This window comes from Kitasatospora sp. NPDC059599 (assembly GCF_042735125.1).
Classification (GTDB): domain Bacteria; phylum Actinomycetota; class Actinomycetes; order Streptomycetales; family Streptomycetaceae; genus Kitasatospora.
The window spans coordinates 1-15,293 of sequence record NZ_JBHWCL010000034.1 but is presented as its reverse complement, the minus strand read 5'-3'; the positions used below and the strand labels follow the sequence as shown (position 1 = coordinate 15,293).

General features: G+C 73.0%; 12 protein-coding genes. 10 read left to right on the top strand and 2 right to left on the bottom strand.

Features of this window, described 5'->3' with window-relative positions:
• Positions 1 to 16: 16 nt before the first annotated feature.
• Together ACFV04_RS14820 and ACFV04_RS14815 are read right to left on the bottom strand one after the other, a co-directional pair.
• Complete coding sequence (locus ACFV04_RS14820; protein WP_380529266.1) at positions 17 to 1,924, bottom strand: non-ribosomal peptide synthetase; 1,908 nt, start codon at positions 1,922 to 1,924, stop codon at positions 17 to 19.
• A 51-nt stretch (positions 1,925 to 1,975) separates the two neighbouring features.
• On the bottom strand, positions 1,976 to 4,201 hold the full coding sequence (locus ACFV04_RS14815) for an FAD/NAD(P)-binding protein (protein ID WP_380529264.1): 2,226 nt from the start codon (positions 4,199 to 4,201) through the stop codon (positions 1,976 to 1,978).
• Between the two features lie 766 nt (positions 4,202 to 4,967).
• Here ACFV04_RS14815 and ACFV04_RS14810 point away from each other — a divergent pair.
• The 10 genes from ACFV04_RS14810 (at position 4,968) to ACFV04_RS14765 (ending at position 15,253) form a co-directional block, all read left to right on the top strand.
• A complete protein-coding gene (locus tag ACFV04_RS14810; RefSeq protein ID WP_380346546.1) occupies positions 4,968 to 6,284 on the top strand; it encodes an MFS transporter in 1,317 nt (438 codons plus the stop codon).
• A 38-nt stretch (positions 6,285 to 6,322) separates the two neighbouring features.
• Complete coding sequence (locus tag ACFV04_RS14805) at positions 6,323 to 7,030, top strand: thioesterase II family protein (protein ID WP_380346547.1); 708 nt, start codon at positions 6,323 to 6,325, stop codon at positions 7,028 to 7,030.
• Positions 7,031 to 7,094: 64 nt separating this feature from the next.
• Positions 7,095 to 8,630 carry a non-ribosomal peptide synthetase gene (locus ACFV04_RS14800; RefSeq protein ID WP_380346548.1) on the top strand — a complete coding sequence of 512 codons (1,536 nt, stop codon included), beginning with the start codon at positions 7,095 to 7,097 and terminating at the stop codon, positions 8,628 to 8,630.
• Positions 8,631 to 8,774: 144 nt separating this feature from the next.
• Entirely contained in the window at positions 8,775 to 9,623 is an 849-nt protein-coding gene (locus ACFV04_RS14795; protein WP_380346549.1) for a hypothetical protein, read from the top strand.
• Positions 9,620 to 10,288: a leucyl/phenylalanyl-tRNA--protein transferase gene (locus ACFV04_RS14790; protein WP_380346550.1), complete on the top strand. Its 669-nt coding sequence runs from the start codon at positions 9,620 to 9,622 to the stop codon at positions 10,286 to 10,288. Before ACFV04_RS14795 ends, ACFV04_RS14790 begins: the two co-directional genes overlap by 4 nt.
• Positions 10,289 to 10,350: 62 nt before the next feature.
• Entirely contained in the window at positions 10,351 to 12,717 is a 2,367-nt protein-coding gene (locus ACFV04_RS14785; protein WP_380529262.1) for a beta-ketoacyl synthase N-terminal-like domain-containing protein, read from the top strand.
• Entirely contained in the window at positions 12,714 to 12,989 is a 276-nt protein-coding gene (locus ACFV04_RS14780) for a PqqD family peptide modification chaperone (RefSeq protein ID WP_380346552.1), read from the top strand. Before ACFV04_RS14785 ends, ACFV04_RS14780 begins: the two co-directional genes overlap by 4 nt.
• Positions 12,986 to 13,957 (top strand): TIGR03560 family F420-dependent LLM class oxidoreductase, encoded by a 972-nt coding sequence (locus tag ACFV04_RS14775; RefSeq protein ID WP_380346553.1) that lies wholly within the window; start codon positions 12,986 to 12,988, stop codon positions 13,955 to 13,957. Before ACFV04_RS14780 ends, ACFV04_RS14775 begins: the two co-directional genes overlap by 4 nt.
• Positions 13,954 to 14,202 (top strand): acyl carrier protein, encoded by a 249-nt coding sequence (locus ACFV04_RS14770; protein WP_380346554.1) that lies wholly within the window; start codon positions 13,954 to 13,956, stop codon positions 14,200 to 14,202. The genes ACFV04_RS14775 and ACFV04_RS14770 overlap by 4 nt, the downstream gene beginning before the upstream one ends.
• A 217-nt stretch (positions 14,203 to 14,419) precedes the next feature.
• The gene (locus ACFV04_RS14765; RefSeq protein ID WP_380529260.1) at positions 14,420 to 15,253 is read left to right on the top strand and encodes a class II fructose-bisphosphate aldolase; all 834 of its coding nucleotides are present in this window, start codon (positions 14,420 to 14,422) and stop codon (positions 15,251 to 15,253) included.
• Positions 15,254 to 15,293: the final 40 nt, after the last annotated feature.

The following is a 15,293-nucleotide window of genomic DNA, read 5'->3' as shown; positions in this document are numbered from 1 at the left end:
CTTCGTGTCTTTCCCGTCAGCGCCGGGCGGTCGCCGAGTGCAGGACCTTCTCGGTCAGGTCGGCCAGGTCGGTGGCCAGCAGGACGTCGGCCGGCCCGAGGTCGGCGGACACGGCCTCGTTGACGCGGCCGGCCAGTTGGATCGCGAGGATCGAGTTGCCGCCCGCTTCGATGAAGTTGTCCTCGTCCCGGGCTTCGGCGACCTCCAGGACCTCGCGCCACAGGCGCCGGACCTCGGTGGCCGGATCGCCGTCCTGCGGGGCGGGGCCGTCACCGGGGTCCGGGGCGTCGGATACGGAGGCGGCGTCGGATGCGGAGGGGGCGGAGGCGGCGTCGGATGCGGAGGCCTCGGCGGGCGTGTCGGGCCGGTCCAGGGCGAGCAGCGCGTCCCGGTCCGCCTTGCCGGTGGGGCCCAGCGGGATGGCGTCGAGGACGGTCCACCGGGTGGGCAGCATGTAGCCGGGCAGTTCGCCGGCGAGCGCGGTCTGCAGCTCGGTCACGGTCCGGGCGGGCGCGTGCCGGTCCCCGGCGGGCAGGACGAAGCCGACCAGGACGGCGGCGGCCCCCTCCCCCGTCTTCTCGACGACGGCCGCGGTGGCCAGGCCGGTGGCCACGGCGGCGCGTTCGACCTCCTCCAGTTCGACCCGGAAGCCGCGGATCTTCACCTGGCGGTCGAGCCGGCCGAAGATCTCCAGGCTGCCGTCGGGGAGCCTGCGGACGAGGTCGCCGGTCCGGTAGAACACACCGTCGCCGGCGGCGTCCGGCAGGGTGGTGAACCGCTCCGCCGTCAGTTCGGGGCGTCCCAGGTAGCCGAGGGCCACGCCGGGGCCGCCGATGGCCAGTTCGCCGCGGTCGCCGTCGGGCACGGGTGCCAGGTCGGGGCCGAGCACGCGCAGTTCGGTGTGCTGGATGGCGCTGCCGATGGGTGCGCGCACCAGGTCGCGCAGCTTCTCGGCGTCGAGGTCGTGGTAGGTGGCGAACGTGGTGGTCTCGGTGGGTCCGTAGACGTTGACCAGCCGGTCGGGGCCGCCGGCGGCGAGAACCCGGCGCGCGGCCTCGGGGCTCAGCGCCTCGCCGCCGACGAGCAGCGTCTCCAGGGTGCCGAGGGCGCCGGGGCGTTCCTGGGCGATCATGTGGAACAGCGAGGTGGTCAGGAACATCGCCGCCACGCCCTCGGCGCGCAGCAGGTCCAGCCAGCGGTCCAGGCCGGTGGCGGCCACGGAGGGCATGACGACGACCGTGCCGCGGGCGGCGAGGGTGGCCCAGATCTCGAAGGTGGTGGCGTCGAAGGCCGGGTTGGCGACGTTGGCCACCCTGGTGCCGGGCCGCAGGGTGCAGTAGGTCGGCTCGTCGACGAGCCGGAGCACGGCGCGGTGCGGGACGAGGACGGCCTTGGGGCGTCCGCTGGTGCCGGAGGTGAAGTTGACGTACAGCGGGTCGTCCCCGCCGGCGTCGTGGCCGGTGCGGCCGTGGTCCGGTGCGGCCGTTCCTGCGGTGCGGACGGCTTCGATCCTGGGCAGGTCCGGCGCGACGGCGGCCGCGCGGCCGTCGCCGGACGCGGTGACCACGAAGCGCGCCGCGGCGTCGGCCAGTTGGGCGGCGGAGCGCTGGGCCGGGGCGTCCAGGTCGAGCGGCACGTAGAAGGCTCCGGCGCGGGCCGCGGCCAGCACGGCGACGACCAGGTGGGCTCCGCGGTCGAGGGCGATGCCGCAGGCGTCGCCGGGGCGCAGGCCCGCGTCGGTCAGGCGTGCGGCGAGGTCTCCCGCCAGGTCCCACAGGTCGCCGTAGGAGAGTTCGCGGCCGGTGACCGCCTCGCGCACGGCCGGTGCGCCGGGGTGCTGCCGGGCGTGCTGTCCGATGAGGTGGTGGACCCCGGTCGGGTGTGCGGCCGGGGTGCTCGGTTGGGTGCGGGCGTGGGTGTCCATGGCGGTGGCGTCTCTGCTGGGGTCGGATAGGGGCGGTCGGGCGTGGCCGCTTCAGCTCCCCAGGCCGGCCTGGGCCCGGAAGGTGCGCAACCAGCGGAGGGTGAACCGCATGGCGTGGTGGTCGGAGCCCGGCTTCATCGCACCGCCCTGGAAGAACTTCTGTCCCTCGATGGCGGGTCCGAGGACGCTGATGCGCCGGTCGACGCTGCTGTCCGGGCGGATGACGCAGAAGTCGTCGGTGAGGTCGAGGCCGCCGGGCCGGAAGTCCTCGCCGCCGCCCCGGTGCGGGTTGACCCAGGTGCGGACCAGGCCGCGGCGCAGCAGGTTGGGGTAGAGGGGGGCGATGTCGGCGGCGGCGTCGAAGGCCGGGACCCGGGCGTCGAGCAGGACGTCGATGCGGTGGGCGGCGCCGGTGTGCGGGCCGGTGACCACGAGGTGCCGGCCGTCGGTGTCGACCCGGGCGCCGGGACCGGCGGTCACGTCGAGGATGCCGTGCTCGATGAGGGCCCGGATGCGGTCCATGACGTCGGGGACGGGGCCGTAGGCGAGCCGGTTGTGCTGGCGCAGCCAGGTGCCGAGGAAGCGGCGGTGGGCGTCGGCGTGCAGGCCGCCGTCGTTGACGGCGTGCACGATGACCGGGCGCAGGCCGCGCCAGACCGCGTCCGCGGCGGTCTTGGCGGGGTTCTCGAAGACGCCCTGGCGGGCCCACAGGTGGTCGGTGGCCATGAATTCGACCATCGCCTTGCGGTACTGCTCGGGGGAGGTGCGGTCGCCCGGGGCGATCGGTTCGAGGGTGCGTTCCCAGGAGAACAGGTTGCCCGAGGGCAGGACGGCGTGCCGGGTCGGCGAGGTCAGTGTGGCGACGAGTTCGGCCGTGCGGGCAGGGTCGTCGAGGACGGCCTCCAGGCGCCGGCGGTTCTCGGCGCCGAGCACCACGTCGGCGTAGCGGCGCAGCAGTTCGGGGAAGGACCAGTCGCGCGGCCGGGCGGCGAGGTCGCGGTACGGGGTGCGGCCGAGGAGCAGCGATTCGACGGCTTCCACCGCCTCGGCCACGGACCGGTCGAGCGGGGCGGTGAGGTGGGCGACGGAGTCCTGCGCGGGGGCGGTGCCCGCGGTCCGGTCGAGGAAGTCCTCCCGGGCGGCGGCCGAGACCCGTACGAGGTGGCGGCCGAAGTCCGGGCCGAACAGCGTCGTGTGGTGGAGCAGGGCCATCTCCGCCGTGATGAGCGGGAGGAGGTGGCGGTCGTAGTCGATCTGACGCCGGGTCACCTCTCCGACGCGCACGGGGTCGCTGCCGAAGTTCTCGCGGATCCGGTCGACGGCCTCGACGGTGAGGAAGACGCCCCGGTGCTTGCCCTTGGCGGCGCCGGCGGGGGTGAGCGGCCGGGCGAAGGCGAAGAGCCCGGATTCGCTGAAGGCGACGATGGAGCGGGGTTCGCGGCCGGAGGGCTCGTAGCGCAGGGCGCCGTCCTCGGTGCGGACGAAGCGTCCGCCGCGGCCCTCGGTGAGGTGGAGGACGGCGTCGATGCCGGTGAGCATCGTCCCGGCGCAGCCGACGACGGTGCCGGGGCCGGCGACGTCGGCGGTGAGCCGCTCCTCCAGGGGGTAGGCGCTGGCCAGGAACGCGACTCCCGGGGTCCGTTCGGCGTCCTCGGCCCACCGGCGGGTCCGCGGGGAGTGCCGCGGGTCGTTGTACGAGTGGCCGGTGAGCAGCAGCAGGTGGTCGACGTCCGTGTGCGCGGGGGCTCCCGGGCCGGCGGCGGGGACGGAGGTGAGGCGCAGCGGGCCGCTGGTGCCGGGGGACGCGAGGTCCTCGACGTCGGTGACCTCGCGGTGGTGCAGTTCGACGGTCACCCCGGGGCGGGCCCGCAGGATGTCCACGTAGGCGTCGAACTGCTCGCGCAGGGCGAGGCCGTGCAGGTAGCGCTTGGGCCAGTCGTCCGGGCCGATGTCGAAGCGGGGGTCGCCGGTCCGGTCGAACCTGCGGCGGGCCCAGGTGTAGAGGCTGGGGCGGAGCTCCTCGGGGAGCAGCGGGCCGGCGTCCTCGACGCTCTCGTCGGCGCCGAAGGAGACGTGTCCGGCGACGCGGTTGAGGAAACTCGTGGGGGCCTGCAAAGGACTGTGGACCCGGCCGGCACCGAATTGCCCGGTGCGTTCGAAGACGTGGATGACGAGTTCGACGGGGTCGCCTTCGGCGCCTATCGAAGCGGCCAGCCTCTCCATCGCGTACGTGCAATAGGGGCCGCCACCAACAATTGCCAGGCGTATCGGGGTCACAGCTTCCTCTCTAGATCCGCGGTGTCCTCGTGAGGCCCGTTCCGGATGTCGATTTTCGAGACGGAAGGAATTCGCGGCGCAGGTATGCGGGTATGCGCCGGAATACCGACCGATTCTCGTCGCACAAACGACGTCGGAAGGCACTTCCGCACCAATGGCAGCTCCGGGGAAGTCGCCGGCGGCATGGCCGGTCGTCCCGCATGACGCGACCGTCCTGGACGGCACGCGAAAAAACGGCCCTGAACTGCGTGAATACAGCCAGGAAGCCGCTGCGACACGGGCAGATATGCCCGATTCCCCCGTTCTTCCGACACCTCCCGGCCCGCATCGAGAGCGGGCCGGAGAGCACCGGAGAGCAGCCATATTAACCCTTGGAATTTCCGCGGGCTACCCCCGGAGTTTAACGTTCCGCAAGTTGACGCTATGTCATGCTCTGCGCAAGATGGAGGTCTTGCCCGATTCGCCCGGGCTCTCGGAGGCCCCCAAACCGGACATAGGAGTGGAATCCGCCGACCGGCGCCGAGGGCGCCTCCGGAGCGGGTTCCGGCGATCTCTGCGAATCCGTCGGCAAAAGCGCCGGTTGTCCGGTTCTGAACCGCCCCACCCGATTCTCCCCGCCGATAGCGGGTGAAACGGACACCGATAGTCGGGATGTGTGGATGTGGCACACTTCACACGAACACTTTGTGAAGTGGATTCACTCCTCAATTTGGGTGGCGGTACACCGTCTTGCGGGTTATGTTGATCGCTCTCAAGCGCCTCGGGGATGCACCGAACACAATTCGGCGCTTGGGAACTTTCGGGAGGAGAAGAAAGCTTGCCTGCGCCATCAATCCCGCCACGACGGCCACGGGGTCCGCTGACCGAACGCAATTTCCTGATGCTGTTCAGCGCCCGGGCGATCTCCTCCCTCGGTGACGGGATCTCCCTGGTCGCCCTGACATTCGCCATGCTGGACCTGGCCGGCCCCAAGGGCCTCGCCATGGTCCTGCTGGCCCGCGAGATCCCCACCATCGCGCTGCTGTTGCTCGGCGGCGTCTGGGCCGACCGGTTGTCCCGCCGCAAGCTGATGATCGCCGCCAACGTCGCGATGTTCGGCGCGCAGGCGGCCTCGGGCGCCCTGGTCCTGTCCGACTCGGCGGCCGTCTGGAAGATCGCCCTGCTCCAGGTCGTCTACGGCCTGGGCAACGCGCTGTTCCTGCCGGCCTCGCTGAGCGTGGTCCCGCAGAGCGTCAGCCCCGAGCACCTCCAGAAGGCGAACGCCCTGCTGGCGCTGTCCCGCAACGGCCTGGGCGTCATCGGCCCGATGGCGGGCGCCCTGCTGGTGGCCACCGTCGGCGCGGGCTGGGGCATGGCCGCGGACGCCGGGACCTTCCTCCTCGCCTCGATCGCCTTCTGCTTCATGCGGATCGCCGACCCGAAGCGGGAGAAGGCGGAGTCCGTCCTCAACGAACTCAAGGGCGGCTGGAAGGAGTTCACCTCCCGGACCTGGGTGTGGACGATCGTCTCGTCCTTCGGCCTCTTCCAGCTGGCCGTGTTCCCGGTCTTCATGGTGCTGGGCGCCCGGATCGCCAAGGAGGACCTCGGCGGCGCCGGAGCCTGGGGCGGCCTGCTCGCGGCCACCTCCATCGGTGCCATCCTCGGCGCGCTCGTCGCCACCAGGGTGAAGCCCAAACTCCCCCTGGTCTTCGGCCAGTTCCTGATCCTCCCGGTGGGCCTGTTCTTCGTCCTGTTCGCGGTCGGGGCCCCGTTGCTGGTGCTGCAGGGCGTGGCGGTCTTCGCCTGGGCCTGCTCCGAACTCGGCGACACCCTCTGGTACACGGCCCTGCACGAGAACGTGCCCGAGGAGGCCCTCGGACGCATCAGCTCCTTCGACTTCTTCGGCTCCCAGGTCTTCAAGCCCGTCGGCTTCGCCCTGGTCGGCCCGATCGGGGCCGCCATCGGCTCCAACACCGTCATGCTCGGCTCCGCCGGCCTGCTCGTGGTGGTGACCGTGGGCATCCTCTTCGTGCCCGGCGTCTGGCAGGTCCGGTCGGGGGCGCCGACGCCGGCGCCGACGCTCGAACCGGCGGCCGCGGAATGAGCACCGACGAACCGCAACGGCCCGCGCCCACAACCCTCGTGACCTGGGCACCTGGTACCCCCGACGGACCGGCCCTGATCTGCCTGCCCTGGGCCGGCGCCAGCGCCGTGGTCTTCCGGACCTGGGCGGACGCCTTCCCGGAGGACGTCGGCGTGTACGGCGTACGGCTGCCGGGCCGGGAGAACCGCATGGCCGAACCGGCCCTGACCGACGTGGCCGAGATCATCGCCGAGGTGCGGGAGGCCGTCGCCGGCCTCCCCCACCGGCGCGTCGCCCTGTTCGGCCACTGCTCGGGCGCCCTGGTCGCCTTCGAACTCGCCCGGGAACTCGGCCCCTCCGTGGTCCACCTCGCCGTGGCCTCGCAGCTCCCGCCTCCGCAAGCCGCCCAGGCCGCCGACGAGGAACTCGTCTCCCGCGAGCAGCTCGCCCGGCGCTACCTGGACCAGGACCTGCTCGCCGAACCGGACATCGTGGAGCTGCTGCTGCCCGTCCTGGAGGCCGACATGCGGGCCATCAGCAAGTACCGCTACCGCGAAGGACCGCTCCGGGACGTGCCGCTCACCGTCTTCCGCGGCACCGCCGACGACGAGATCGCCCTCGACGACGTCGTCGGATGGCACGCCCAGACCACCGGTCACGCCCGGATCCGCGAACTCGCGGGGGCCGACCACCTGTTTTCCGGCCCGTCCTGGACCGGCCTCGCGGAGTCCGTGGCCGAGGACCTCGATGCCGCACTGCACCGGTGACACCTCCGGTGGGCCAATGATCGAAACGACCGCCCCGGCGCGGTGCGTGAGTGGAGGAGTGGGAGTGACTGCGGGTTACGAGTGGCGACACACCGACGTCGTCGCACAGACAGGGGAACTGGCCGCCGAACTCGGCCGGACCGGCGGCACCGGACGCAAGGTCGTGGCCATCGAATGCGACCGCGGCCTACCCTCGGTCGTCGCACTGCTGGCGGTGCTGGAAGCCGGTGACATCCCCCTGCTGGGTTCCGCCGCCGACCCCGCCGACCGACGGGCCCGGCTGCGCGAGGCCTCCGGGGCCGCCGCCGTGGTGACCGGTTCCGTCGGCGCGTTCACCGTCACGGCCACCGGCGCGGACCGGCCGGCCGCCTGGCCGGACGCCGTGTACCTGGCGGCCACCTCCGGCACCACCGGTGACCCGAAGATCGCCCCCATCGACCGCGCGGTCTTCGAGGCCTACCTCCACGACATCCGCGAGGCCTACGGACTGACGGACACCGACCGGGTGCTCCAGTTCGCCCCGGCCGGGTTCGACGTGTTCGTGGAGGAGGTGGTCCCGACCTTCCGGGCCGACGCCACCGTCGTCGTCCCGCCGTGGGAGCACGCGCCGTCCGCCGAGACCTTCCTGGACTTCCTGGAGGCCCAGCGGATCACCGTGGTCAACCTGCCCAGCTCCTACGGGATGGGCGTGATCGACTTCATGCGCAGGACCGAGCGCGGCCTGCCGTCCTCCGTCCGCCTGGTGGTCCTCGGCAGCGAGCCGGTCGCCCGGCCGCTCGTCGAGTGGGCCCGCGAGCGACTCTCCGGCGTCAAACTGCTGAACGCCTACGGGACTTCGGAACTCGCCCCGACCTGCTTCGTCTTCGACTTCGACGAACTGCCCAAGGCCACCGCCCACCCGGAGGACGTGCCCGTCGGCGCCCCGCTGCCCTTCATGCGCTACGAACTGCGGCCCGAGGCCGGGACCGACGGACGGGGCCGGCTCCTGCTCGGCGCCCGGCCGGCGGTCGGCGCGGCCCCCGCCCACGACACCGGCGACCTGGCCTCGCTCGCCTCCGACGGCTACGTCTACCTGCACGGACGCGCCGACCTCACCCGGCTCAAGCGCGGCGGGGTCACCGTCAACGGGGAGTCCCTGGCCGCGGCCGCCCGGGAGTGCGCCGGGGTGCTCGGCGCCGTCGTCCGCCTGGACCGGAACTCGGACGCGCTCCTGGTCGTCGTCCAGTCCGCCGACGCACCCGAGCAGGTCCGCGAGCGCGTCGCCGCCCACCTCGCCGCGGTGCTGCCGCCGGCCTGGCAGCCGGACCGCATCCAGGTGACCTCGGGCCTGGAGCACGCCCAGGGCGCCAAGCTCGGCGTCCTCGCCGCGCCGGACGTCGCCACCTCGGTGCGCGCCGCGTGGATCCGCTGGACCCCGGCCGAGGAGGTGGACGCCACGACCGACTTCTTCGACGCCGGCGGCACCTCCATCGCCGCGGTCCGGATGTGCGCCCAGCTCTCCGACGCCCTGCTCCGCAAGGTGCCGGTACAGCTCATCTTCGCCAACCCCCGGTTCGGCGATTTCACCCGGGCCGTGGACAAGCTGCTGAAGTCCGCCTGACCCGCCGCCGCCCGGACGGCACGGCCGCGCGCCCGCCCCGCGGCCGCCCCGCCGCGTCCGCGCGCCCGGCCCGGTCTCGGCACGTTCCGCACCGGCCCACGGCCCGGTTCCACCCTGTTGGGAACTACGGAGGACAACTCCCCTATGACAGACCGACCCGCCTTCGCCCCCTCACTGAAGGTCCTCTGCGACCAACCCGGCGAGCTGACCGCCCCCGACGTCTCCCTGGCCGGACTGCTGGCGCAGTTCCCGGGCCTCGCCGAGGCCAAGGCGATCTGCCTGACCGGCTCCACCGCGGCCGGCTGGGCCAACCCGTTCAGCGACGTCGACGCCTACGCCTTCGCCGACACCGACCTCGACCTGCCCGTCGACGACACGATGGAGATGTGGCGCAGCACCGACGAGAGCGGCCTGACCTGCCTGACCTGGATGGGCCGCTACGGCGACTCCCGCATCGACCTGAAGATCTGGCCGACGGACGCGCCCGCGCAGGCCCTCGCCCCCTACCTGACGGCGGAGGAGCCCGAGTTCTGCGAGTCCGGCACCGTCGTCAAGGACTTCGTGTACCGGCTCTCGATCGCCAAGCCCCTCAAGGGCGAGGAGTTCTTCGAGGAGACCAGCCGCCTGATCGCCTCCTCCTCGTACCAGCGGGCCCTGACCCGCACCCTCAAGATCGACGCCGAGAACCGGCTCACCGACGTGGCCGGCATGCTGCGCAACGACGACGTCAAGAGCGCCCGCATCGCCGCCATGACCGCCGCGGCGTGGATCGCCGACGGCGCCCTGGTCCTCGCCGGTTCGCTGTGCCGCAGCGACAAGTGGCTGCTGCGCCGCATCGAGGAGACCCCGGCGTCCGGCCTGACCGTCGACGGCTACCGCACCCAGGTCCTCCAGGGCCCCGGCCCCGGCGAGTCGGAGCGCGACTGCGTCCTGCGCATCGCGAACTGGGCCCGCACCACCGTCACCAACCTCGAAGAGGCGGCCCTCGGGTGAGCGGCGACCGACCCGTGACGGGGGACACGATCTCGGCGCCGCTCGACCCGGTCCTGGCCGGCTACCTCAGCGGGCACGTGCCGTGGGGAGTGGGCGACGAGATCGTCTGGCGGGTCCCCGAACCGCGCTTCTACCTCGACCTCGCCCACGCCCGCTTCCCGGACAGCGTGTGGAAGCGGACCCGCCGGCTCGGCTGGACCGGGCGGATCAACGGGGACTTCGAGCAGGTGCTGCAGGGCGTCGCCGAAACCCCGCGCAGCAACGACACCGAGTGGATCACCCCGGCCATCGCCGACCAGTACCGGGCCCTGCACCGGGCCGGACTCGCCTCCTCCTTCGAGGTCTGGAACGGCGATGACCTGATCGCCGGCGAGCTCGGCGTCCTGGTCGGCGGCGTCTACTTCTGCGAGACCAAGTTCCACCGGGTCGCCGAGTCCGGCAACTTCCTCTCCGGGATGGCCGTGCTCACGCTCGCGAACGCCGGCTTCTCGGTCTACGACGCCCAGTACGGGCCCGCCTACCTGGAACGTTTCTCCACCAAGGGACTCGAACCCTTCGACGCGGACACGTTCCCGGACCTCGTCGCGCGGGCCGCCGCCCGGCGCTACCGGCACATCGGCGCGGGCGCGCCGGCCGTGCTGACCAAGCCCGTCCTGCCCGAGTAATGACCGCCCCGGTCACGGCCGTTCGAGGCCGTGACCGTTCGAACGAAGAGGACTCCCAAGCCGTGACAGGCGATGTCATCACAACGGCGACCCCGATCGCGATCATCGGAATGGCCTGCCGCTACCCCGGCGCCGACAGCGCGGAGGCGTTCTGGGCCAATCTGACGGCCGGCGTCGAGTCGATCGAGCGCGGCCCCGCCGAGGGGAACCACGTACGGGCGGTCGGCAGGGTCGACGGCATCGAGGACTTCGATGCCGAGTACTTCCGGATCCCGCCGGCCGAGGCCGCGGCGATGGACCCCCAGCACCGGGTGCTGCTGGAGGTGGCCGCCGCCGCCCTGGAGGACTCCGGCTACCTCGGCCGCGGCGGCGACCGCGTCATCGGCGTCTTCGCCGGCTCCGGCGAGAACACCTACCTGCGCGACCACGTCGCCCCCGACACCGCCGCCGTGGAGAACCTGGGCGAGCTGCGCCTGGCCCTGGCCAACGAGAAGGACTTCCTCGCCCCGCGGATCGCCTTCAAGCTGGGCCTGCGCGGACCGAGCCTGACCGTCCAGGCCAGCTGCTCCACCGGACTGACCGCGATCGCCCTGGCCTGCCAGGCCCTGGCGGCCGGTGACTGCGACATCGCGGTCGCCGGCGCGGTCAGCCTGCTGATGCCCGACGTGGACGGCTACGAGTACGTCCAGGGCGGCATCAACTCCGCGGACGGCCACTGCCGGACCTTCGACAAGGGGGCCTCCGGCACCGTGCCCGGGTCGGGCGCGGGCATGGTCGTGCTCAAGCGCGACGGCCAGGCCCGCACCGACCGCGACCGCCGCTACGGCGTGATCCGCGGCTGGGCCACCAACAACGACGGCAGCTCCCGGGCCGGCTTCACCGTGCCCAACGTGGAGGGCCAGCAGGCCGTGGTCCGGGCAGCCATGCGGCGGGCCGGCGTGGAGCCGCGCGAGGTCTCCTACGTCGAGGCCCACGGCACCGCGACCCCGCTGGGCGATCCGATCGAGGTGGAGGCCCTCAGCCGGGTGTTCGCCGACGACGACCGCGGCCCGGGCGCCGTCGCCCTCGGCTCGGTGAAGACCAACATCGGGCACACCGACGCCGCGGCCGGTGTGGCCGGGCTGATCAAGGCCACCCTCGCCGTCCGGCACGGGGTGATCCCGGCGAGCCTCCACTTCACCGAGCCGAACCCGGCGATCGAGCTCGACGGCACCACCCTCTACGTCAACACCGGCACGCGGGCCTGGCCCGAACGGGACGCCAGGCGCGTCGCGGGCGTCAGCTCGTTCGGTCTGGGCGGCACCAACGCCCACGTGATCGTGGCCGACACCGACGAGGCGGACACCGACCCGGCCCCCCGGGACCGGCAGGCCGTGGTCCTCTCGGCGCGCACCGACGACGACCTCGCGCGGGCCAAGGCCCGCCTCGCCGACCGGCTGGAGGCCGGGGCCGGGCTGTCCGAGCGGGAGTTCGCCGACACCGCGTACACCCTCGCCGTGGCCCGGCCCGCCCACGCGGCCCGCTGGGCCGGGTCCTACGCCGACGCCGAGAACCTGGTGACGGCCCTGCGCGCACCGCACCGGCCGACCGGCCGCAGCACCCGCGTCTCCCTCGCGGTCGAGGGTCGGCCGGACGAACTCGTCGCCATGGCACGGCGCGAGGCGGCGGCCGAACCGCTGGCCGCCGCGGCGCTCGCCGAGTACACGGCCCTGCTCGACGCCGAGGGCGGACGAGCGGACGGCACGAGGTTCGACACCCTGCCCGAGGAGGCCGCCGGCGCCCTGGCCGTGCTCGTCCCGCTGCGCGCCCTGCAGCTGGCCGGGGTGAGCCTGGCCCGCGTCGACGTCCCGCCGTTCGCGGCCCCGGCGGCGGACTGGCTGCTGGCCGGCGGCCCCGCGCAGGAGCTGGGCCGGGTCCTGCACGCCGGCGCGCAGTCCGCCGGGGCACCGAAGGCGCCCGTCGCCCCGGACCGCCTGCGCCTGGGCCCCGACCACCGGCTCGCCGACACCGTGGCCCTCGCCTGGGCCCGCGGCGCGGCGATCGACTGGGCCGGGTACTACGGGACCGAGGCGCGCCGGGTGGTGTCGCTGCCCGCCTACCCGTTCGCCGCCCAGCGCCACTGGATGGAGAAGCAGGCCCCGCAGCAGCACCCGGACGGCACGGACACCGCGGCGGCCGGCCAGGACGCGGCGACCGTCGCCGAGGTGGTGACCACCGCGTGGTCCCAGGTCCTCGGCCTGACCAGCACCGACCCCGAGGCGGACTTCCTCGACCTGGGCGGCGACTCTCTCACCGCGGTGGAGATCGGCGCGCGGGTCAACGAGGAGCTGTGCCTCTCGCTGCCGCTCGACCTGGCCTTCCAGACCCCGACCATCTCGGCGATGACGGAATTCATCGAGAACCACCAGCAGACTGGAGCAGACGCATGACAACCCTGATGGACGAGGTGCTCGTCCGTGCCCTCGACGTCACCGTGCGCCGCGGTGAGGACGACGGCCTGCTGGTCGAGACCCTGATCGGGCGCTACCTGTTCGACACCGAGGCCCGCGACGTGTGGCGCCAGGTCGACGGCAGCCGTCCGGTGCGCGAGGTCGTGGCGCGGGTCGCCGAGGTCACCGGCCGGCCGGCGGACGAGGTCCGCGGCCCGGTGGAGGACTTCCTCGCCCGCCTGCTCGACCTGCGACTGCTGGAGCGGGTGTGACCGCAACACCGTTCACCCGGGTCGGTTTCCAGTTCGCGAGCTACGCCTTCCCCCAGGTCCCGGACAGCCGGCTGTTCGACCACGTCGTCGCGGTCGCCCGGACGGCCGAGGAGTCGGGCTTCGACAGCATCTGGGCGATGGACCACGTGCACCAGATCTCCAGCGTGGGCGAGGCCGCCGACCCCATGCCGGAGGCGTACACCACGCTCGCCGCCCTCGCGGCGCTGACCTCGACGGCCAAGCTCGGCGTCCTGGTCTCGGCCGTCGGGTTCCGCAACCCGGCCCTGCTGGCGAAGATGGTCACGAACATCGACGTGATCAGCAAGGGCCGCGCGGTGCTCGGCGTCGGCGCCGGCTGGCACGGCGAGGAGTACGAGGCGTACGGCATGCCGTTCCCCGAACTCGGGCAGCGGATGCGGGAGTTGCGGGAGGCGGTGAAGATCTGCCGGGCGATGTTCACCGAGCACGCCCCCTCCTTCGAGGGGACGTACCACCGCGTCAGCGGCGCGCTGAACGTGCCGCAGCCGACCACCCCCGGCGGCCCGCCGATCCTGATCGGCGGCAGCGGCGAGAAGACCACCATCCCAATGATCGCCAAGCTGGCCGACGGCTGTAACTTCTTCGGCGGCCCGGCGACCGTGCGCCACAAGATCGGCGTCCTGAACCGGGCCTGCGAGGCCATCGGCCGGGACCCGGACACCGTCACCAAGACCTGGCTGGGCACCGCGATCATCGGGGACTCGGAGGCCGAACTGGAGCGCGGCGCCGAGGCGTTGGCCAAGCTGCACGGCATGCGCCCGTCGGCCGTCCGCGCCATCTCCCTGTGCGGCACCCCCGACCAGGTCGCCGAGCGGGTCCAGCAGTACCGGGACTGCGGCATCGACGGGGTGATCGTGAACATGGACGACGCCGGCGAGCTGGACCGGGTCGCCCGGGCCGGCAAGGTGCTCTCGGAGGCGATGGCATGACCACCACCCAGGAAACCGCGTCCGAGACCATCGCGGAGGTCTTCGCCGAAGCCCTGGGCCTGCCGGCGATCGACTGGGAGACCGGCTTCTTCGACCTGGGGGTGGACTCGGCGATGGTCGTCCGGGTCACCACCGAGCTGCGCGCGCACTGGCCGGGGCTCCGGATCGTCGACGTGTTCTCGTACTCCACGGTCAGCAGCCTGGCCGCCCACCTGACCGCCACCCAGCCGCAACCCGCCGGCTGACCGGTCCGGGCCCACCTCCCGACGGGGGCGGCCCGCCGCGGCTCCGGCCCGGTGGGCCGCCCCCGTCCGCCGCTCGGCCCGGACGCCGCCCGGCTCCCCGCCCTTTCGCGCACCGCCGCTCCGCGTACCGACGCCCTGCACACCGCCGCCCTGCACACCGCCCCTTCGCGCACCGCCGCACGCAGTGGCACGCCCACCAAGCAAAGGAATCCCGATCATGCCGCTGGTCCCCACCGCGTCGATCGTCGACGCCGCACGCGCAGCCGGTGTCGGCGCACTGGCCTTCAACGTCATCCACCTGGAGACGGGCGAGGCGATCGTCGCCGCCGCCGAGGAGACCGGAATCCCGCTGGTCCTCCAGATCAGCAAGAACTGCATCGACTACCACGGCGGCATGATGCCGCTGCTGCGCGCGACGCTCGCCCTGGCCGAGGACTCCGCCGCCGGGCTCTCCGTCCACCTCGACCACCTGACCGACCCGGACATGATCCGCGCGGGCGTCGAGGCGGGCGCACGGTCCGTCATGGTCGACTACTCCGACCTGCCGTACGAGGAGAACGTCCGCGCCACGGCGGAGCTGACCGCCTGGTGCCACGAGCGCGAGGTCTTCGTCGAGGCCGAACTCGGCAAGGTGGGCGGCAAGGGCGGCGCGCACGCGTTCGGCGTGCGGACCGACCCGGACGAGGCGCTGGCCTTCGTCCAGGCCACCGGGGTGGACGCGCTGGCCGTCGCGGTCGGCTCCTCGCACCGCATGCGCGAGCGGACCGCCGTCCTGGACAAGGACCTGGTCACCACGCTGAGCGAGGCGCTGCCGGTGCCGCTGGTGCTGCACGGTTCGTCGGGCGTGGCCGACGAGGAGCTCGCCCAGGTGATCGCCGCCGGCATGACGAAGATCAACATCTCCTCCCGGCTGACCACGGTCTTCACCGGCGTCGTCCGGGAGATGCTGGCCGCCGACCCCGATCTGACGGACTCGCGCAAGTGCTTCGAGCCCGCGCGCCGGGCCGTCACGGACGAGGTGGCCCGCCTGCTCACCTCCCTGGGGGCCTGACAGCGGGCCGCTTCGCACTCCACAGGGCCGGGCCGGCTCC